This is a genomic window from Nocardia sp. NPDC060259 (assembly GCF_042728775.1).
GTDB lineage: Bacteria > Actinomycetota > Actinomycetes > Mycobacteriales > Mycobacteriaceae > Nocardia.
This window is the reverse complement of the sequence record NZ_JBHXAY010000119.1, coordinates 1-20,027: the sequence shown is the minus strand read 5'-3', so window position 1 is coordinate 20,027 and position 20,027 is coordinate 1. Positions and strand designations below refer to the sequence as shown.

Below are 20,027 nucleotides of genomic sequence, written 5' to 3'. Positions count from 1 at the left end.
GGACCGGATCATCTCGATCCGGTCCCGGGCCATTTTCCGTAAGATACGCTGGGGCGCAGTCGATGCGGGCGGGGCCGCGGCGACGATCCCTGCCGCTTCGAAGGGGAAGTGTCCAGTTCCGTGACCGCACACAATGACCCGGTCGACGAGCGCGCAGCCTGGTTCGACGTTCATAGCCCGGGGTTGTCTCGCAACTCCGTGCTGCAGGCGTGGGTGCAGACCTCTCCTCTATCTCCCGCGTGCCCGAATCGGGTGCAGCAGCGCGAAGTTCACGGATGGTCGACGGCGCTGGGGCAACGCGATTGGGTGAGGGCTGGGTTCAGCGCGACGGTCTGTGCCATAGCCGTCGACGAGTACCTGAGTAACGCCGAACCCTCAACATGGCAGCAGTACGCGGCGCTCGTCGAGGAGTTGGTTTCGCCGCTGGCACACCGCAGTTGCTCCTACCGCCAGGTTTTCGCCAGAATTCGCGTGGCGGGCATCCCGCGTGGCCTGTACAACGAGAAGCACAAGCAGTTCGCAGACCGCCTTCCCCCTGCGGCCCGTCATGCGCTCGTCGGTGCAGGGATCCTGACCGACCGCACGGTTACGAACCGGTACCTGAGAACCGGCTACCAGCTAGACGACGCTGCTGGCGATGACCCCTGCCCCGAAATCGCCGCACCGTATCGGGCAGTGGTGCACGCTTACATCACCAAGCTGCGATGGCTTGCCGATCTCGCCGCCGACAATGCCGATGACGACCATGCTTCACGATGGCATGCTCACGCCGACCGGCTCGCCGACCGGGTAGGACAGCCACCCCGGGAAGGTCACGACAAGGATCATCGCGAGACTGCCCGCGCGATCGTAATGGCCGAGGCGACTCGCGACGTTGCCCGTCACTGGGGCGATGGAGCTTTGCCACCGACAAGGCACGCTGCCGACGGCACTCTCCAACCGGTGGAAGATGAACTCGGCCTGAGCAATGGAGCGTTTCTGTTCGACGCTCCACTGGCTTACGAGAAAGCCATCACCACCGTCGCCAACAAGCTCGCCAAAGGGCACCTGGCACTCACCGACAGTCATGTCGTCACCGCGATCTACAAGGCGAGTTTCAAGTACGCCAGCAAGGACCGTCAACGTCGCAGCCGCGACTCGACCACCCCATTGTCTCTGGAATCGCTGCGGGAGTCGGGTATGGAACCAGCCGCGGGCCCGGACGGCCCCCAGTCTTCCCCTGCGATGCAGCGGTGCATCGAGCGCGTGCGCGGCTACCGCTCTCAAGCACCGGATGACGCCACCGATTCCTGGGAGAAGACGACGTTGCTGGCGATCCTGCGCGATGGCGGACCGTCCGCAGGGATCGTCGAGGAAATCGAAGCTCGGTGGCGCGAAGATATCGATGCGCACGGTGGTGCGGTGGTGCCTTACGCGCTCTCACGCACGCCGGATACCGCAGTGGCCGCAATAATGATGATGCTCAAGATTGCGTGCGGCGAACCCGAGCTGTGGGAGGACCGATGACCGCCTCAGTGGAAGTGATCGCGGGAATTCTGGCGCGCAGCAACGATCGCATAGAGTGGGTCGCTGCCCGCAGCGCCGCTGTCGTACCGGTAGAAATACACACCCGCGGCGCGGGTGCGGTCGTTGTCGACGCTGCGCTCACCCACTGTCCCCTGGCTTGGTCCATTCCGGCTACCGGCCCCGACCAACTGCTGGATGACGCCGTTGGGATGCCCGGCTTCACCTCTTCGGTGCGAGCCGCCGCCGGCGACCACGCACTGGACTGGGACACCCCAGTGCTGGCGGCGGCGTGGGCGCACCTTGCGGAGGTGATCGCGGTACGCCGGTGGCTGCCGCGGCCGATGAACGAAGCGATCCTCGAGCTCGAACAGGCGCTTGCCGCCACTCAGGCAGGCGATTGCGACGCGCTCACCCGCCTGCTGCCGATGGCCGACACCACCCTCGACGACCTCGTCGACTACTGCCGATCCGACAACCGACCCTCTGCGGTGACCGAGCGCGTCGTCGAACTGCTCAAGGCCACGAGCACACCGGAGCGGCCCTCGCCGTACCTCGCTGCGATTGCGTCGTTGACCATCGGCAACGCAGTCGCCGACGAAGCGCTGATTCGTGCGCTGGCTCAGTGGGGCGGCTACGACGCCGATCATCAACGCTCGAACATCGCACTGCACGCAGGCGAGACCCGGACGACGTCAACGGACAGCGATGCCGACCTGCTCGGTTACGCCCCCATCGACCCTATCCTGGTTCCTGCCCGCGTGTTCGAATGGCGCGGAGCCGACGTGCCCGAGTTGCGCCTCGCTCGCACCAGCGACCCCGACCGGGTCACCCTCACAGCTCGGCTGGCCGCCCATTGTGACCCCTTCAGCGAGGAAGCCGAGAACTTGCTGGCTTTCGCCACCGATGCGCACTCGGGCCACCTGATCAGTGTCTCCCCGATGACGGTGATGAACGACCTCAGCACACTCACCGCTGCCATGTCGTGTCAAGGACATCCCCCGGCCAGCCTGCGGTTCGGCGTCACCAGCGCCGATACCCTCGTGGACACCACTCGAACCGACCTGACTGGGCGGACCCTGGTCAGAGCGGATCGCCTGATGCTGCAAGCATGGGCAGCGGTTCGCCACGCCGCGACAATCCTGCAATTGGCGGCACCCGACCCTGTTGCTTTGGCGACCGCCGAATATGCCGCCACGGCACTTCGTCAACAAGCCCGTTCTGATGCCAGCGCCGCCAACCACGCCTTGCGAGTGCTGGCCCGCGACATGGATCACGCAGACCCGCGTTTGGTGCACCTCGATGCACGCAGCGCCGCGATCCGTGAGTTCGTCAACCGCAAACTCACCGCACCGGTCTCCAGCGTGGATGCACTGACTCTCGCAGAGCTGCTCCCGCCGCAACCGGCGGACACGCTGTAGAAGCCGAGACAGCATGAGCACACCGTGCACCGTCGATCTGCTGATCCGCTATGTCGACGCTGGTGAGACCTATGTTGCGTGGCGGTGGCTCGATACTCCGACCATTCCCTACGCCGACGTGGTCAGCCCTGAGCACTCGGCCGCGGTCCTGGCCCGGCTCGACCGCAGTTTGCCCACCGCAGTCGACGGCGAAACCGAGGAGCAAACACTGCAACGCACACTCGTGGCCGGTGAGCTCGTCAACCTCGACCAGGAGCAGCGACTGTGCCGACAACTGGCGCAGACAGTGCTGCCGGTCGGATTGCGAAGTCAACTGCGCCGACGAATCCGGGATGGCGAGACTATCCGGATCCGGGTCACCCCCAGCCCGCGGCTGTCACGGGTGCCGTGGGAATTGCTCGCCGAGGACGAGTACCGCCTCATCGAACACGCGATCATCCAGTACGACCCACCCTCGACCTTGTACGCCCACCGGGGTCGTAACCCGCTCGACTGGCCCGATGTCTCCGAGCTGCCCGCGTTGCACATCGTCGACCCGCAGCTGGCGGCCTCCACAGCCGGTCTCCACCAGCTTCTGACAGTGGCCGGAACCGCAGCATTCGAGAAACATCTCGGAGCCTACCCTGACGACAAGATCATCGGTGTCGATGAGTTCAGCGGCCCGTGTGTGCGCCCGACGATCGACCGTCGGCAGCTGGCCGAACTGCTCGACACCACGGGACTGGCGAGATTGTTCTATTTCGGCCACGTCACCGCCAATCCCGGCAACCCGGGGTCGGCGGCCATCCATCTCAGCGACACCATGTCCACCAGTTGGGGATGGGCCGCACCGATGGGCGATGGCGATCGAATCGAACCTGACAGCCAACATCGGCCCTTCTCCGCACGAGATATGTTGCTGGGCACCGCAGGTGCCCCCGAACACGGCCTGGCGCAATGGCGGCACCAGCAGGGCCGCGCCGGATACGAGATCTGGAAGATGCCCAACCGGGTCGCCGTCATCGCCTGCGAGGGCGGGGCAGACTACCGAGCCATTGAACCCTTCGGGCTGGTCATGGCGATGCTCAATGCCGGTGCCGAAACCGTCACCACCACACGATGGGCGCTCCCGACCGATCACGCCTTCCATCGTGCCCACCCCGGCTTGAACCGCACCACAGTGCTGCCCACCACAGATCTGGCACTTGTAGTGGATCTCGCCCACAACGATCCTGACCCGATCGCGCGTCTGCGCGCATGGCAACTGCAATGCTTGACCCGATGGAAAGCCAGCGGAGATATTGCGGTAGCCCCGGTGGTGTGGGCATCGCTGATGACCACCCACGCACCCAACCGCACCACGTCACCTGCGGCTGCGACACCTGAGGCCCTGATCTGATCGCATACCGAAAGCACAGCATTCATGGGATCGACTGACTGGGAATCCACCGCCTCGGCACTAATCGCCACCGCGATCGACCATTACGGGCACGGTCGATTCGCTGATGGAGACAGCGTGTTCGACGAGGCGCGATCATTGACCGCAGACCAGGAGGACCTTTTCAGGCTTGCCGAACTCGACCTGCGCCGCGCCACCGCATTGTACGAGGCCGGGCGCTACGACGGCAGTGAGGAATTCGCGAGTGCCGCCGAGGCCGCCTATGAGCAGCACAGTGCTCATACCGAGGCTGCCGGTTGTGCCTTGCTGGCGGGGACCGCAGCGCTTGCCCGCGGCCACGGTGCCAGCGCTCAGGCCCACTGCCTACGAGCCCGCGAGATATTTCATTCACTCGAGATGGCCGACCGGGTCGCCGAGACCGATGCCGTGCTGGGATCGGCTTATCTGAGCGAGCACCAGTTCACAGCCGCCGAGGACACTCTGCAACGCGCCGCGCAGCACTACGCCGCAGCGGGGTTGGACGACAAAGCGCAGCGCTTACGCCGAACCGCCAGCGATGCGCGCGGACGACGTCTGCACACCGATGCGGTGGGCTACCTCACCGCAAGTGATCTCGAGCAGGCGATGACAGCGTTCGAACAAGCTCGCGTGAGCTTCGCCGACGCCGACAACTGCCTCGGTGTCGCTCAATGCCACGACAACATCGGCCGGATCCACCTTCGCGAGGGCCGTATGGTCAAGGCCGAGGAGCACCTGCGCCACGCTATCGAGGGCTATCGCAGCCCTGCCCTGGGCCCTGTGCATTCGCCGTTGCTTTTGCTGGCGTTGCTGCTACACAGAACCGATCGTTCCCCCGAAGCCGTCGGCCTAGCCGTCGAATCGCGCGTCACTGCCCGACAAAACGGTGACCTCGCTGCTGCCGGGTCGGCGAGCATCCTTGCCGCCGCCATACTCAGCCTCAGCGACCTCGACGCTGCATTGGTCGAATACCAAATCGCGCGCACATTGTTGATCGAAGCCGACCTGCCCGACAAAGTCGCCCAAGTCGACAACAACATCGGAGCAATCGAGCACAAGCGCGGCATGCTCCGCGCGGCAGCGGACGCCTTTCGCAGCGCTGCCCAAGGCTACGAACGCCTCGGCCAAGACCAACCCATGCGCTCCGCACGTAGCAGCCACGCCGCGACGATCGTCGCGATCGGTGATCGCGAACGCGCAGCAGGAAACCACGACGCTGCACTGCACTGCTACGCCGAAGCCTGCCAGCTCTACGACGACCTCGCCGACCACCGCTGGGCCGCCGGTTGCCACGCCCGCGTCGGCGACATCCACCTCACTCGCGGAGACCATGATGCCGCAGTCGAGGCGTACACCACCGCGCGCTCGCGCTACGACAACGCCGACGCGGCAGCCATCGAAATCGCCATCTGCGAGGACAATCTTGCTCGCGCCCACGCCTCGGCCCGACGACCCGAGCATGCGGTGGCTGCATGGGACCGTGCACGATCCGGCTACCTCGAGGCCGACCGGCTCGATGCGAGCACCGAGTGCCAACGACGCAGCGCCGCAACGGTGCGAGCCTGGGCTATACAGCTGCGAGACGCCGGGCAGCACCCTGAGGCAGCCTCACAATTTCACGACGCGGCACAGCGTTACCGCAGCATCGGCCTTGACTCCGACGCGGCCACCTGTCTGCAACAACAGGCCTATCTGACCCGCGCCCTCGGCGACCATGACACCGCCACCCACGCCTACACCGGCGCTGCCGATCTCTACGAGCACAACGAGCACCATCGAGAGGCGGGCAGATGCCTGTTGGCTCTCGGCGACATGCACATCTCGGCCTCACGTTTCGCCGACGCAGCCTCCGTGCTGCAACGCGCCGCCGATCTGCATCGCATTGCCGGCGAGACCGTCGGCACCGAAGCCTGTGAGCTCGGCTGCGCAGCCGCCCACCAAGCGGCTGGGCGCCAATTCCTGGATGCCGACCGGCCTCTGGACGCGGTGCCGGACCTCACCCACGCCGCGCGATTGTTCCATCAGCACAAACAGCACCAGCCCGCCGCTGATTGCTTGACCGCGCTCGCCGACGCCCATGCCAGGTGCGGTGACCCGGTAGCAGCGCTGTCGAACCGTCTCGAAGCCCGCACCATCCTGCGCGGGCTCGGTGCCCTCGGCAAGGTCACAGCCTGCGAATTCAATATCGGATCCGATCATCGCGCCCGCGGTGACTTCACCGCAGCAATCGAGAGCTACTCCACCGCACGGCACCTGGCCATGCACCTGTCCCACACAGTGGTGATCGAGCAAGCCGGGAAGCAATTGACGGACTTGAGGCAGCATCCTGCCGCGGTCGACCAGGCCAGGCAGGACACCGAGCTCGACAAAGGGCACGAGCGCTACCGCCAGGGAATCGATCATCTACAGAAGGACGAATGGGAACCGGCACTCGGTGCGTTCCGTGACGCACGGGCCCACTACGAGGGCCACGATTTGCTGGTTGCACAATGCGATCGTGCACTCGGCGACACAGCGCGCGAAACCTGCGATTACGCGAAGGCCTTAGATTACTTCGAACGCGCTGCCGAAGGCTATCGAGCCACCGGATTCGTTTCCCTACTCGCCTTGTGTACTCGGTCGATGGCCGAGGTACACAATCTCCTCGCCGACGTCACCACAGCAATAGACAGCTACGACACCGCGATCGCTCACTATGAGCACTCTGGTGATCTGTTCGGTCTCGCTGAATGTTTGGCCAGCGCCGGGGATGCGAACCGCATCGCCGAACGATACGACATCGCCGCGCAGTATCTCGACCGAGCCAAGGAGATGTTCACAGCGCGCCGTCGCGCCGACCGCGTCGCAGTCTCCACTCTGAACCGTTCAATGGTGCACGTCGCCGTCGGCGAGATCGACCAGGCCGAAGCCGGGTTGAACGAGGCACTGCCTTTCTTCGAGCGAGTCGACGATCGGCTAGGAATTGCTCAGTGCCACAACGGATTTGCTCGAGTTCACCTCAAAAGAGGGCTCAATGCCGAGGCAGTGGCATGTCTAGAGCGTGCCATCGCTCAGCTACGCGGTACGCGACATCAGTTCGTGCTGGCCCAAAATCTGTGGCTGTCGGCGGTGACTCGGATGGAGCAGCCCGACAACCATGACGCCGCGCTTCAGGCGGTCGCCGAAGCCTCAGCGATCTATGTCGAGCTCGGTCTCGACCGCTGGCGCGCAACCAGCAGCCGGACCCATGCCGGGATCTTGCTCCGCGCAGGGCGTTTGGATGCGGCCGAAGCCTACTACCTCGATGCTCGCGCCTCATTCCAGCGCCTCGGCCGGGACACCGACGTCGCCGACTGCGAGTTCGACCTGGCCGATATGTATTTCGGCGCCGGCCGCTTCCACGAGACCCTGACAGTGCTCGCCCACTCGATAGAGATCTACGACGAACACGAACAACACCAGAAAGCTGCACGCAGCCGTCGCCTCGCTGGCCAAGCCCACCGCACGCTCGGACAATTCCCTGCCGCTACAGCGGCATTCGAGTCCGCGCGTGCACAGTTTCAAGCGTTGGATCTGCCGGAAGACCTGGCCCAGTGCAACTACCTGCTCGGCAGCGTCTACCTGTGGTCGGACGATCGCCCCGAAGACGGTGAAGCGCCACTGACCGCCGCACTCGAGGCGGCGAGCACCCTGGGCCTGGATGGACTCAGGATCACCTGTGAACAAGGGTTAGGAGCCCTCTACCGCCGCATGGGCCGTTACCCCCGAGCCCGCGATCTCCTCATCCGCGCCCTCTCCGCCGCCCGCAGCCATGATCTGGCCGAGATGATCGCCAACTGCCTGGCGAGCATGGGGCTGCTCGAGGAAGCCCTTGAGCGCTACGACCAGGCCGAGCAGTACCTGCTTCAAGCCCGGGAGGTGAACATCGAACGCAATGATGCGCTGGGCACCGCACAAAACCAGCGAAATCTCGGCGCGGTCTACCAGAAGACCGGCCGTGTGAGCGAAGCGCGAGAGGCTGTCGCCGCAGCTTGGCAGATATACAAGCAACACGAGATCGGCCGTTCTGTTGCCGATTGCGAACACACCCTCGGCGACCTCGCCTCCAGGGTGGAGCAGCTAGATGAAGCCGAACAGTGGCAGACCTCGGCGCGCGCGGAGTTCGCCCGCCTGGAAATCCTCACCGGAGTGGCCGAATGCGATGTCAGCCTAGGCAACATCCATTCAGCGCGCCAACACCACACCCTCGCCATAGACGCCCACCGCAGTGCCCTGGATGCCTTCGAACGCCTCGGCGACGAGCTCGGCGTGGCCGCCTGCGCCCACAACCTCGGCGCCTTGTATTCGCAGCTACTCAAGTTCGCCGAGGCTACCGACTACTTCCGGCGTGCCCGCGCGGTCTACCTCGAGCACGGACTGCAGAACTCGATCGCCTCCGTTGACCTTGCCCTCGCTTCGATCGAGTTCCGGCGATGCCAGCTCGAAGGTCTGGTCGACTACCAGCGATACATCAAACTAGCTGCGGTACTGGAGGATTCACTGCCAGCGCTGATCTTCCTCGACGCACAACGCTTTCAGTTCCCCAAGGCAGCCACCCGTCACGCCTGGACGCGCACCGTACGCACCTATCTCGTCGACGCATTCGCCTGCGCAGCCCAACTGGGAACCGCCACCATCCTCGCCGACCTCGTAGAAACGGTTCTGAACTCTGGCGTGCACTCCGTCACCGCACATCCGAACACACAGTCAACCGACCCTCACGGCCTCGACGACGGGAATCAGATCGCGGCCAGCGACGGCGTCGACGACATTGTCAAGGAAGGCGCCGGCATGTTCTTCACCGCCGACCACCTACCGATGAGCCCACCGCCGATGCTACTGATGCCCGATGGCCGCCTGGCTCTCGAGCGCTACTACCGTCAGGCGGATCTGCGCTACCGCCCTGTCGCGCGCCCCTCACCAGTCCGCACTTGGTGAGCCGCCGGGCGATCAACCCATTTGCTGCACACCACACCAGCGCCGATTACCTTCATACGCTGCAGGTCTCGAGCGCTGCCAACTCCGCGGTCATCAGTCGTGGTTCACGGCAGGACCGGCAACGAAGATGGCGTACTGCCGCTGTCGTGGGGCTGGTGTCACGGTGGCGGCCGGTATCGGGATTTGTTGTGCCAGCGAATCGCGCGACGTCGTATGTCGATGAATCTGGCGACGGTCCGGCGCGGCGATCTTGATTCGGGACGGCGAAACATGACGGCACCGCGACCATGGAGCTGCGGAGTACATGCCTGGTCGGCCGGACCCACCGCCTGCAGGCGACGAAGCTGTTGCATCGCTGAGGAACGAAGCTGACTTGGCGTTGTAACGATCTGCAGCGCACCCTGATTCACGCCAAGGCGCCAGACACACGCTTAGAGCTACTCCTCGGCCGCCGCTGCGGACAAAAGTCTCGTTGAAGTGGTTTGAGCAGCCTTTCCTTGCTCTGATGGTTCCTCGCCGACCCGCGCTGTCTCTCGCCGAGCTGCTCGGTGGGCCAGGTCGGCGGCGGCCGGCGACAGCGATTCGCGGAGTGCCGCCATAAGTCTGACGGGATTTTCCGGACAGACCTGCAGTCTTTCCCGACTGGGCCCGGCGCAGTGGCCTGCTCCGCGTCAACGCCACCGCCTATCAGTTCCAGCACCAGACCGATCAGCAGTTCTTGCCGTGAACGCCGGTACCTCACCGTCGGCATGAACTGCCTGATCTGGGTCACCAACCACTTCTCCGACACCTACCGGCACGTTCGCGAGCTCACCGATGCGGCGTTGTTCGCCGAGCTCGACTCCGCCGTCGAACGCAATGGCATCCGCGAACGAATTCGGGTCGACGCGCTCAACCACCTGGCCCGCGTCGTCGTGCACACCAGGCGAGACCCGCGCGAGCTGACCCCCGACGACCTCCTCGCCTGCCACGCGGCGCTGCTGGCGTCGGGGCGCAACGGCAACTCGGTCGGCCTGGCGTGGGACATGCTGCGCTCGCACAACGTCTTTCCGCCTGGCACACCAACGCTTCGCGCTGCCCGCAACCGCGGGCAGCTCAGCATCGAAGAACTCGTCGACCGCTACCAACTGACCAGCCAACCCGTGCGAGACCTGCTGATCCGCTACCTGACCGAACGCGCGACAGGCTTGGATCATGTCTCGCTGCGCGGCCTCGTCGGCCTGCTGGCCGGCACGTTCTGGAAGGACATCGAAGAACACCACCCAGGCCTCGACACGATCGACCTGCCGCCGGCCGTCGCCGCCGCGTGGAAGGAATGGGCCGGATTCAAACGCCACCCCGGCAGCAAGGGCGAGCCCCGCAAGGACCGGTACAGCGTGTTCTTCGCCGTGCGCGCGCTCTATCGCGACAGCGCGCACTGGGCGGTAGAGGACCCGACCTGGGCGCCCCTGGGCGGTCCGATGCCCGATCCGCGACGAAGACGTCCGCGGCAGCATGAAGCAACAGCGCCAGCGCCGCGCGCGCATGCACCAACGCACCAGAACCCTCGCGCCGCTGCTGCCGGATCTCGTCGCCAGCGTCGAGCAACACCTTGCGCGGATGGAGCGCCTGCTTGCCGCGGCGCAGGCCGTGACGGTCGGTGAACGATTCCGCCTCGATGACGCCGAGTTCTGTCGTGTGCAGGTCTCGGCAGATCAACGCAAGGGCAACCAGCAGGGAGCTCGGCGAGTTCGCGTCGAGCGCTGCCGCATCGGCGAGCACCTGGACCTCGAGCGCGCCGAAGACGAAGCCTTCTGGACCTGGGCGGTCGTGGAAACTTTGCGGCACAACGGAATTCGGCACGAAGAACTGCTCGAGCTGACCCATTTCGCGCTGACTACCCATACCCTGCCCGATTCCGGCGAGGTCGTTCCGCTGCTCCAGATCGCGCCCTCGAAGCTCGACCAGGAGCGCGTTCTACTGGTCGGACCGGAGCTGGCCCATGTCCTCGCGCGCATCGTGCACCGAGTGCGCGCAGGAAACGCCCGCGTCCCGCTTGTTGCCCGATACAACCCCTACGAACGGCTGACCGGACCCCTGCTGCCGCACCTGTTTCAACGCCGCTACGGCGCCGAGATTCGAGTCATGAGCACAGCCGTCACCAATCGCCTGCTCAAGAACGCCATCGAACGGGCCGAACTCGTCGGTCCTGACGGCCTGCCGCTGCGCTACACGCCCCACGACTTCCGGCGAATCTTCGCCTCCGAGGCAGTCTCGAGCGGCCTGCCGGTGCATATCGCCGCAAAGCTTCTCGGACACAACGACCTCAACACAACGCAGACCTATGTAGCCGTCTACAACGACGACGTCTTGCGTCATCACCGCGCATTCATCACACGCCGTCGGGAATTGCGCCCAAGCAGCGAATACCGCGAGCCAACCACCGACGAATGGGCAGAATTCGAGCAGCACTTCACCAAACGCAAGGTCGAGCTCGGCACCTGTGCCCGCCCCTACGGCAGCCCCTGCCGCCATTTCCCTCGCAGGTCCAGTCGTGTTGTTGTTGCTTCTCGGACCTGCTTTCGACGAAAGCTGCGGAGGACGCCGACTCCGTCGATCCAACGCCGCATCTCTCAACAACGCGCTCCACAGGTTCTGGCTCCTGCGTGAGACACCTGAGCTGTACTACGAACCGCCGAGCATGACCAGCACCGATAAAGGAGCCCATCGTGGATTTGCCAACCGTCACCTCAACCGACCTGGCACAGCGTCGCGCCCAGGTCGCTGTGCTGCCGGTCGGAAGTTACGAGCAACACGGTGACCATCTACCGCTGACCACCGACACGCTCGTCGCCTGTGCGATAGCGTCCAGGCTCGCCGACACCTACGCCTTGCACCCGCTGCCGGCGATCACAATTTCATGTTCGCAGGAGCACGAAAACTTCGCCGGCACAGTCAGCATCACCGCATCCACGTTGATCGCGATCATCCACGACATCCGAGATTCGCTGGCCCGCCAGAGAATCCACTCGCTGGCCATCGTCAACGGGCACGGCGGCAACTACGTGCTGGCCAACATCGTGTGCCAATCCAACGTTGACGGCCCTCACCTGACTCTGTTCCCCGGCAAGGAGGAATGGACCCTCGCCCGCCAAGATGCGGGCATGACCAGTAACGGCCACGACGATATGCATGGTGGTGAGCTGGAGACCTCGATCCTGCTGCACACCCATCCCGAGCTGGTCAAAGCGTCCTATACCAGCGCCGACCACGAGGCCAAAGACCGTGAGCATCTGCTCATCACCGGCATGTCGGCCTACACCTCGAGCGGCATCATCGGATACCCGTCACTGGCGACCCCGGCCAAGGGACAGGCGGCGCTGGACAGCCTGGTCGGCTCATTCGCCGACCACCTCAAACTGATCGGAGGCTGAACAGGTCTCCAGCTGCAGCTTTGAGTTCGCAGCGCAGGATCACCCCCCGAACACAGGCAGGTTTGCGGCGCCCTTCCCTGGAAGGTTCAGACGTGTTGTGTGTCGACGTGTTGTGATGCGCCGCATGGAATCGGTTGCCGGTGATCTGCCGGGCGGTGAGTGGCTGCTGTATTGGACATCGCGCGATATGGAGGTGCCGCGGGGGTTTCTGCCGCAGCTGGATGAGTGGGCCACGATCGACAGCCGCGAGCGCGCACTAAGTATCGAACCGGGCACGCCGATCCTGATCGACCCGGCCGGGCGCATCGATCCCCGGCTGGCGTATTTCCTGCGCCGATCGAGGTTCGGGTTCCTGGCCGAGGAGACCAAACACGCCTACGTCAAGGACTATCGACTGTTCTTCACGTTCCTGCACCAGCGCGAAACCTACTGGGACCAAGCCGATTACGAGGACATCGACGACTACGAGTCGTGGCGGCGGCGTTCGGAGGACAACCCGCGCCGCATCGGCGGCAGCAAGTGGGCACGGGAGCTGGCGCGTTCAAGCTGCTCTACGGGTGGGCAGTCGCGGTCGGCCATATCGATCGTTCCCCGGTGTTGACGCACACGGTGCGCCGCCGCGACGGCACGGTGGCGGAGGTCGCCAACAACCAGCCCAAGGACGTGCGGGCCTCGAACGTGAAGTGGCTGACGCCGCGGACCTACCGGTTGTGGCGCGACATCGGGTTGCGCGGCTACACCGCGGGCGGTCTGCCGCAGCCGGGGTGGCGGGGCCGCAACGACGGCCGCAACTCCGCGTTCGCGGACCTGTTGTTCGACAGCGGGCTGCGGCTGCGAGAAGGAGGGTGCCTGCTGACGCTGGAGGTGCCGCACTCCCTGTCGGGCCAAGTCTATTTCGAGGGGACAGTGGCCGCGGCAGTCGCCAAGCGTCGCGAGCGGATGTTCTACGTGTCGGCTGCGGCGCTCGCCGGCGTGAGCACCTATATGGCCACCACCAGGCAGGCCGCGATCCGGCGGGCACAGCGGGTAGGCCGATACGACCGGCTATCCGGGTTTCGGCTCGTCACCACGATCTCGTCCGGCACAGACTGCCGCGTCGGATGGGAGGACCGGCTGGGCCGCCGGGGCGAGGAAGCGATTCGACTTATCGGCGAGCGAGCCCGGCGGTTGCTGTTCATCGAGGGCAGCGCGGGACCCGAACCGTTGGCATTGTGGTTGACCGAGGGAGGGATGCCGATGGATTTCCGCTCGTGGGAGGCGGTGTTCGGGTCGGCAAACCGGCGTTGCGCCGGGCTGGGCAAGCCCATCGTGGCTTCCCCGCACACCCTGCGCCATTCGTTCGCTCTCAAAATGCTGGTCACCTTGCATCGAGCGCTGGATCAACGCTTCGGGTTGAGCAAGGAGGAGCGCGACGACCTCCGCAAGATCTACGGTGACGCGTTCGCGCTGGTCAAAGACCTGTTAGGTCATCGGAGCGAGCAGACCACGCGGGAAACGTATCTCGAACCGTTGAACGGGATCCGCCTTGCCACGATGCTCGACGGCAGTGAGGATCTCGACACCGTGCTGGCCCGGGTCGCCGGTGCGAGCCGACGCGTCATGGATGTCGGCGAGGACGAGCTGTGAGAGCAGGCCGTCACCAACGCAAGGCCACCCTGCCGGGCGCGGGCTACACCCGACCACCATCACTGGACCCGACCGGGTTGATCGTCACGGTGTTCGGCGAAAGCGGCGGAGTGGAAGGAACTTTCGACTTCACCCTACTGCCCGGCAGCGTCGAGCTTCGACGCGCGTTCGCCGCGGCGCTGGATGGCAAGTCCGGACCGTCAGCGACATGGCGGTCCGGGGAGACCTGCCGCAACGGGTACTGGGCGCTGCGTGCATTCTTGGAGTATCTGGCAGGTCTCGCCGACGCTCCGACGACGGCGGCCGAGATCAACTCGGCGATGTGGGCTGCGTGGCGATTGTCGTTGCCACACAACAACACGGCTCGCAATCGGCTGGCACTGCTGCGGACGGTGCTGCCGCTGGTCCCCGGTCTTGCGGCGGAGACGGCGGCCGCGATCGACCAGCGGATCGCGCAGAGCCCCCGCCCTACAGAGGTCGCCTACTCCTACGAGGAGTTCGAACAAATCCGGTCGAAGGCGGCGGCCACCTTCAACACCGCACTCGTCCGCATACGCAGCAACCGCGAGCACCTGCGCCGCTGGTATGCCGGCGAATACACCGAAGGCAGCGACGACTGGATGATCGGCGAAGCGCTGGATGCGATTCTGCGCACCGGGGATGTCCCACGATCCGGAAGCCGCGCGCACATGCTGGACCGGCACGCCCGCGTGCTGGGTGGACGCGCCGCCGACAAGACGTGGTCCAGGCTGTTCTTGACCGGTCCCGAGGTGTTCGCGCTGACCGTGGTGCTGGTGGCGAGCGAGAGCTGGAACCGCAGCGTGCTGCACCGCATGCGTGTCCCCGACCATGAACCGGCTGTCGCTGATGGGGAGTTCGCCATCCACCTGGTGGAGATTCACAAGCGGCGCCGCCCGGTCCGGTTGCGCTACACCAGCAACAACCTGATCGACACCGGCCCCGACAGTCCGGGCCGGTTGATGCGGCGCGCGATCGAAGCGACCGAACTGGCTCGCCAGAGTCTGGAACTACTCGGTCGGCCGACGGACAGGCTGCTCGTCAGCCGCCGCACCGGAACCCCCGAAGACCCATTCTGCGAGGGCATTCCCGGCCAGAGCGTCATCACCCGATGGTCCGGCGCGGCCGGACTGTCCACCGCACACGGAACACCGCTGCGGGTCAGTTTACGGCGGCTCCGCCGCACTGCTCAGGTCCTCATCCGCAAACACCCCGCGCAGAACACCGAACAAACCCACGAGTCGATCTACCTGCTACGCGACCCCGCCGCCAGGGCAGAGGCCCAGCAGACAATCGTCAAGGGACTCTCCGACGCGCTCGATCACGCGCAGGCCGTAATGAAGATGCGGGTCCTCCTCGGCGATGGCGCCCACGAGCTGATCGAATTGTCAGACAACCCGGATCTGGCCAGAGCCATCCAGCGCGGCGAGATGGACACCGCCACGACCGCCTGCGCCGACTTCTTCGACAGCCCGTTCAGCGACGAACCGGGCCAGCCGTGCACCGCCTCATTCCTGTGGTGTCTGCGCTGCGAGAACGCCGTCATCACCCGGCGTCACCTGCCGCGCCTGGTCTATCTACACCGCGGACTCAACGAACTGCGAGGCACCGTCGACCGGACAGTCTGGGAACAGGACTGGCGTGAACACTTCCAACGCCTGGACCAGTTGCTTACCGAACACACCACCACCGCGGAGCAAACCGCCGCGATGCACGCGATCAGCGACACGGATCGCACCCTGATCGACCGACTCCTGCATCGGAGGCTCGACAGTTGACAACCATCCTCGCTTCCAGCGGTCCAGCCGACGAGACTTGGCCCATCCGCCCCGAAGACCCGTTCGCGACCACCGACCGGCTGCCCGAGGGCACCGATCCGGACCGGCTGTCACGATTCGGCGATCAACGCTGGAACTACACCGTGCTAGGCCGCCGACGCAGCGAAACCAGCCAGACGGTGAACTGGAACTCCTTTCCCGAGACGCTGCGCGAACCGTTCCGCCGAGCCGGATGGACTCTGGTGAACCGGCCCACCCCGGCCGCGCTGTTGAATCGCGCCGCCACCGCCCGCGTCGAATGGCCTGCACCGGGCACCATGGCACAGGTCTTCCTCGGATGGCGGCGATTCGCCATCTGGCTCACCGACCAGCAGGTCACCAGCCTTCACCGAGTCGACCGCGACGTGCTTGCCGACTACGTCGCCCACGTCGCCCGCCGCGGCTGCTCAAACGCCGTCGCACAGGACGACCTCAACGCGGTCACACTGTTGTGGGGATTCGCCCCGCACCTGCCAGCCTCGGATCGAATACCCATGCCGCCCTGGGAAAACGAAGGCGTCAAGCACTACCTCCCCACCGACACGACCCCGAACGAGAACACCACCCCTGCCATCCACCCTGCGGTGATGTCACCACTGCTGATCTGGTCGCTGCGAGTCCTCGACCTCGCCGACGACATCATCACCGCCTGGCGTGAGCGCCAGCGGATCCTTGCTCGGGTGCGAGAACGCGCCAATCCGGACGCCACCGTCGCGCTGCGGGATTTCCTGGATGCCTGGGTCTGCGAGCACGGTGAACTGCCTGGCGGCATCGCTCGCGGCCGTCGTGGGATCCCGGCCGGGTATCTCGCCGGACTGTTCGACACCAGCGAAGCCCACGTCAAATACGAGGCCACCCGGCACCGCGAGAACAACGTGCCCGTCGGCCTCCACGCACCGCTGCCCTCACCGGTGCACGGCACGATCCACGGACGGCAATGGAAGCCGCACATCCACTTTCACGAGCCACCACTGCTCATGACCCGGTTGGCGACAGCGGCGATGATCGTGATCTTCTACCTCAGCGGCGTCCGCCCGGGCGAAGCCCTCGAACTCGAGGTCGGCTGCTGTCCAGACCCGATTGACGACGGCACCGGCAGCGTCCGCTACCAGCTTCACGGACTGTTCTTCAAAGGCGCCCGCCATCCGGACGGGACACCCTCCCGAGGCGGCATTCCCCGCGAGGTGCCGTGGACGGTGGTTCCGCCGGTCGCTGCAGCCGTTCGGGTGCTCGAACAAATCGTGGACGGGCCCATGCTGTTTCCCACGAACCCGCCCTGGCTCGCCAAAAACTGCGACCGTCGGCGTCCCGGAGACGTGATGTCGACCATGGCCGCGAACGCCCGCATCCGATCGTTCATCGACTGGGTCAACGACTACGCCGCCGGCAACGACCTCGACAACGAACGCATCCCTGACGACCCCGACGGCAGCGTCGTGGTGATGCGGTTCCGCCGCACGGTCGCCTGGCACATAGGCCGCCTTCCCGGCGGCCGCATCGCCTTGGCACTGCAATACGGGCACCTGCGAACGTCGATCGTCGGGGAAGGATACTCGGGCCGAGCCCGCCAGGGCCTGCGACGGATCCTCGACGTCGAAACCGCCCGGGCCATGGCCGACTACCTCGACACCGTCGCCGACGAACTGCACCACGGTCAGGGTGTTTCCGGCCCGGCCGCCGGACGCATGATCCAGGCAGCACGCGACGCACGCAGCCGATTCGAGGGAAAGTTCCTTACACCCCGGCAGGCAGAAGCTCTGCTCGACGAACCCGAGTTCCATGTCTATGACAACCCGGACACCTTCCTGACGTGTAACCACGACCCGGCCAAGGCGCTCTGCCACCCCCAACGGATCCGCTGGAACACTCGGGCTTTGCCGCCGGCCATCGAGCGATGTGATCCGGCCTGCGCCAACATCGCCAGAACCGACACTCATATCGAGCGGCTCCGGCACGAGATCACCGAGCTGGCCGAGCAGATTTCCAGTGGCCTCACACCGGTCCCGCTCACAGAACGCCTCAAACAGCGCATCGCCGCCCTGCAACGCATCGCTGACCGGCACGAAGCCACCAAGACCACAAGCCAGGAGCCTTAGCTGTCGTGACCGACCAGGAAGAACGTGACGCCATCAACGCTGCCATGGACCGCCTGTTCGCCGGTACGCCGCTGCGGTCTTCTGGCAACCTCGACATCATCAGCCTGGCGCAAGAAGCAGGGCTCAGGCGAAACAAGCTGACCCACAAGCACACTGACCTTAAAGACCGCTTCTACGCCGAATGCCGAATGCGTCAAGGCGTCACCGACCGGGAAGCGAAGCTGCACAACGAAATTGCCCAGTTGAAAGGCCGAGTTAACGAACTCCGGAATGAACGCGACAGCTACCGCACCGCCAATGAGGTCTTCGCCCGGGCACTGCACGCCCTCACCATCGAGAACGACAACCTACGGCGAGGCGTCGGCCAGTCACGCACGACACACCTGACAGTCATCGATCCCGACCGCCACCGACTTCCTGAGTGAACGACGTCGGAAACCAACAGGCAAGGCCCTCAACGCCTACCTTCCCGATCGAACGCCGTTTCAACACGCCTAGGCTAGTTCACCCAGAGATGAGCTCGGCGCAGGACACGTGAGCCGTCAAAGGCCTCCCGCCCATGAAGCATGCGCGCATTGTCGAACAGAAGCGCGCATTGAGAGGTCCATTCAACTTTGACCGATGGCTGCTGCTGAATCAAGATTGTATCGAGTTCATCCGCGACCGATTCTTGGACGCCGTCGACCGGCCAAAGTGCGAATCGCCACCACCGTATACGGCCGAACTCCGCAAGCACTGCCCTAGGTGCGGCTAACCGAGTCCGATCCGCGCCAGGCAGTCGCCAATACCAGCGAGGCTCTCTAAGGGCAGCCGCCATCCCTACGCGGAGTTTCGGGATCAGGTCATGGCCATCAAGCAGGAAGGTGGCACCGCCAAAGGATGGTGGGCTTATGCAGCCTAATGCCACGTAGTCTGGCGGCCGAGGAAGGTGAGTCCCATCGGTGTGCGCCGACATAGAGCGACGCGTGTGAGCCAAAGGACCAGCCTGGGTCGGCTCGATCCGCCAATGGTGCACGGTAACCTTATCGGAGCCGATAAGCTTCCTTACAGAATTTTGCCAAGAATCACTCGCATCAACGGTCTCCGGAAGGTCCATCACCATCCAACCGACCTCCTTCAACTCAGTGCGAATCGCCACAATTCCTCCAGTAGGCCTCGAATGATTCAATTCAAACACTAATGCTCAGCAGAGTTCGTAACAACCAAATGTGACAGAACTCCGTTCAGCGTAAGTAAGCGCACCGCCTTTTGCACTTTGCGGTCGAGGTCTCGTTCCGACTCCAAACTAGGCAATGAGCCGACAACCTCCACCAGCTGCCTGAATGAGATCGCATCCATTGCCGCTCGTGCTACTTCCTGCATTGTCGCACTCATAGCAATCACCACCACACCTCTAGATGACGGCACAAATGCTACATGCTCCGAGATGCGAGTGGGCCGCGCACTACGCGTCGCAAATATTTTCGTAATGTTCCATTCGAAGTCGCGCAGCAGCACGCCGGAGGCCAAGACAATCGATGCGGTCGACTCAACCGCGTCCGGACCCGTGCCGCGATCGACGACTAGTTCAGTTGGAACCGCTGGCCCTAGAGCCGCCAGGCCCGCCAACGCTCGCCCTTCGTCGAAATGCAGCACTGCATCATTGAGAGTCCCTGGAACGATATCCAATGCACGCCGCATGAACATGACGAACCATACCAACTCTTCGGCTGGCTCTCGATCAATAAAATCGTACGATCTTGAAAATAAACGAAGTGCTTCCTGACCTGTCTCATAAACAC

The 20,027-nt window shown here is 64.6% G+C and carries 13 protein-coding genes; 11 read left to right on the top strand and 2 right to left on the bottom strand.

What is annotated here, in order from left to right; genetic code table 11:
- Positions 1-120 precede the first annotated feature (120 nt).
- The 11 genes from ACFWF2_RS29215 (at position 121) to ACFWF2_RS29165 (ending at position 18,671) form a co-directional block, all read left to right on the top strand.
- On the top strand, positions 121-1,506 hold the full coding sequence (locus ACFWF2_RS29215; RefSeq protein ID WP_379310679.1) for a hypothetical protein: 1,386 nt from the start codon (positions 121-123) through the stop codon (positions 1,504-1,506).
- Between the two features lie 8 nt (positions 1,507-1,514).
- Positions 1,515-2,924: a hypothetical protein gene (locus ACFWF2_RS29210; RefSeq protein ID WP_379310678.1), complete on the top strand. Its 1,410-nt coding sequence runs from the start codon at positions 1,515-1,517 to the stop codon at positions 2,922-2,924.
- Between the two features lie 13 nt (positions 2,925-2,937).
- Positions 2,938-4,302: a CHAT domain-containing protein gene (locus ACFWF2_RS29205; protein WP_379310677.1), complete on the top strand. Its 1,365-nt coding sequence runs from the start codon at positions 2,938-2,940 to the stop codon at positions 4,300-4,302.
- A gap of 24 nt (positions 4,303-4,326) precedes the next feature.
- On the top strand, positions 4,327-9,276 hold the full coding sequence (locus ACFWF2_RS29200) for a tetratricopeptide repeat protein (protein WP_379310676.1): 4,950 nt from the start codon (positions 4,327-4,329) through the stop codon (positions 9,274-9,276).
- A gap of 548 nt (positions 9,277-9,824) precedes the next feature.
- On the top strand, positions 9,825-10,919 hold the full coding sequence (locus ACFWF2_RS29195) for a hypothetical protein (RefSeq protein ID WP_379310675.1): 1,095 nt from the start codon (positions 9,825-9,827) through the stop codon (positions 10,917-10,919).
- A complete protein-coding gene (locus tag ACFWF2_RS29190) occupies positions 10,801-11,925 on the top strand; it encodes a tyrosine-type recombinase/integrase (protein ID WP_379310681.1) in 1,125 nt (374 codons plus the stop codon). The genes ACFWF2_RS29195 and ACFWF2_RS29190 overlap by 119 nt, the downstream gene beginning before the upstream one ends.
- A 59-nt stretch (positions 11,926-11,984) precedes the next feature.
- A complete protein-coding gene (locus ACFWF2_RS29185) occupies positions 11,985-12,689 on the top strand; it encodes a creatininase family protein (protein ID WP_379310674.1) in 705 nt (234 codons plus the stop codon).
- A 471-nt stretch (positions 12,690-13,160) separates the two neighbouring features.
- Complete coding sequence (locus ACFWF2_RS29180) at positions 13,161-14,315, top strand: integrase (RefSeq protein ID WP_379310673.1); 1,155 nt, start codon at positions 13,161-13,163, stop codon at positions 14,313-14,315.
- Positions 14,312-16,111 carry a hypothetical protein gene (locus tag ACFWF2_RS29175; protein WP_379310672.1) on the top strand — a complete coding sequence of 600 codons (1,800 nt, stop codon included), beginning with the start codon at positions 14,312-14,314 and terminating at the stop codon, positions 16,109-16,111. Before ACFWF2_RS29180 ends, ACFWF2_RS29175 begins: the two co-directional genes overlap by 4 nt.
- Positions 16,108-18,246 (top strand): integrase, encoded by a 2,139-nt coding sequence (locus tag ACFWF2_RS29170; RefSeq protein ID WP_379310671.1) that lies wholly within the window; start codon positions 16,108-16,110, stop codon positions 18,244-18,246. Before ACFWF2_RS29175 ends, ACFWF2_RS29170 begins: the two co-directional genes overlap by 4 nt.
- Before the next feature lie 5 nt (positions 18,247-18,251).
- Positions 18,252-18,671 carry a hypothetical protein gene (locus tag ACFWF2_RS29165; protein ID WP_379310670.1) on the top strand — a complete coding sequence of 140 codons (420 nt, stop codon included), beginning with the start codon at positions 18,252-18,254 and terminating at the stop codon, positions 18,669-18,671.
- 74 nt (positions 18,672-18,745) lie between these two features.
- On the opposite strand, the gene ACFWF2_RS29160 is transcribed toward ACFWF2_RS29165, so the two are convergent.
- Entirely contained in the window at positions 18,746-19,342 is a 597-nt protein-coding gene (locus tag ACFWF2_RS29160; RefSeq protein WP_379310680.1) for a TauD/TfdA family dioxygenase, read from the bottom strand.
- Positions 19,343-19,422: 80 nt separating this feature from the next.
- Positions 19,423-20,027: hypothetical protein (locus ACFWF2_RS29155; protein WP_379310669.1), on the bottom strand; the 605-nt coding region annotated here is incomplete at its 5' end.

What these genes read in the sequence shown, in the direction of transcription:
- ACFWF2_RS29160 (WP_379310680.1), bottom strand. Translation starts at nt 19,342, where the DNA reads ATGGACCTTCCGGAGACCGTTGATGCGAGTGATTCTTGGCAAAATTCT.
- ACFWF2_RS29200 (WP_379310676.1), top strand. Translation starts at nt 4,327, where the DNA reads ATGGGATCGACTGACTGGGAATCCACCGCCTCGGCACTAATCGCCACC.
- ACFWF2_RS29205 (WP_379310677.1), top strand. Translation starts at nt 2,938, where the DNA reads ATGAGCACACCGTGCACCGTCGATCTGCTGATCCGCTATGTCGACGCT.
- ACFWF2_RS29190 (WP_379310681.1), top strand. Translation starts at nt 10,801, where the DNA reads ATGCACCAACGCACCAGAACCCTCGCGCCGCTGCTGCCGGATCTCGTC.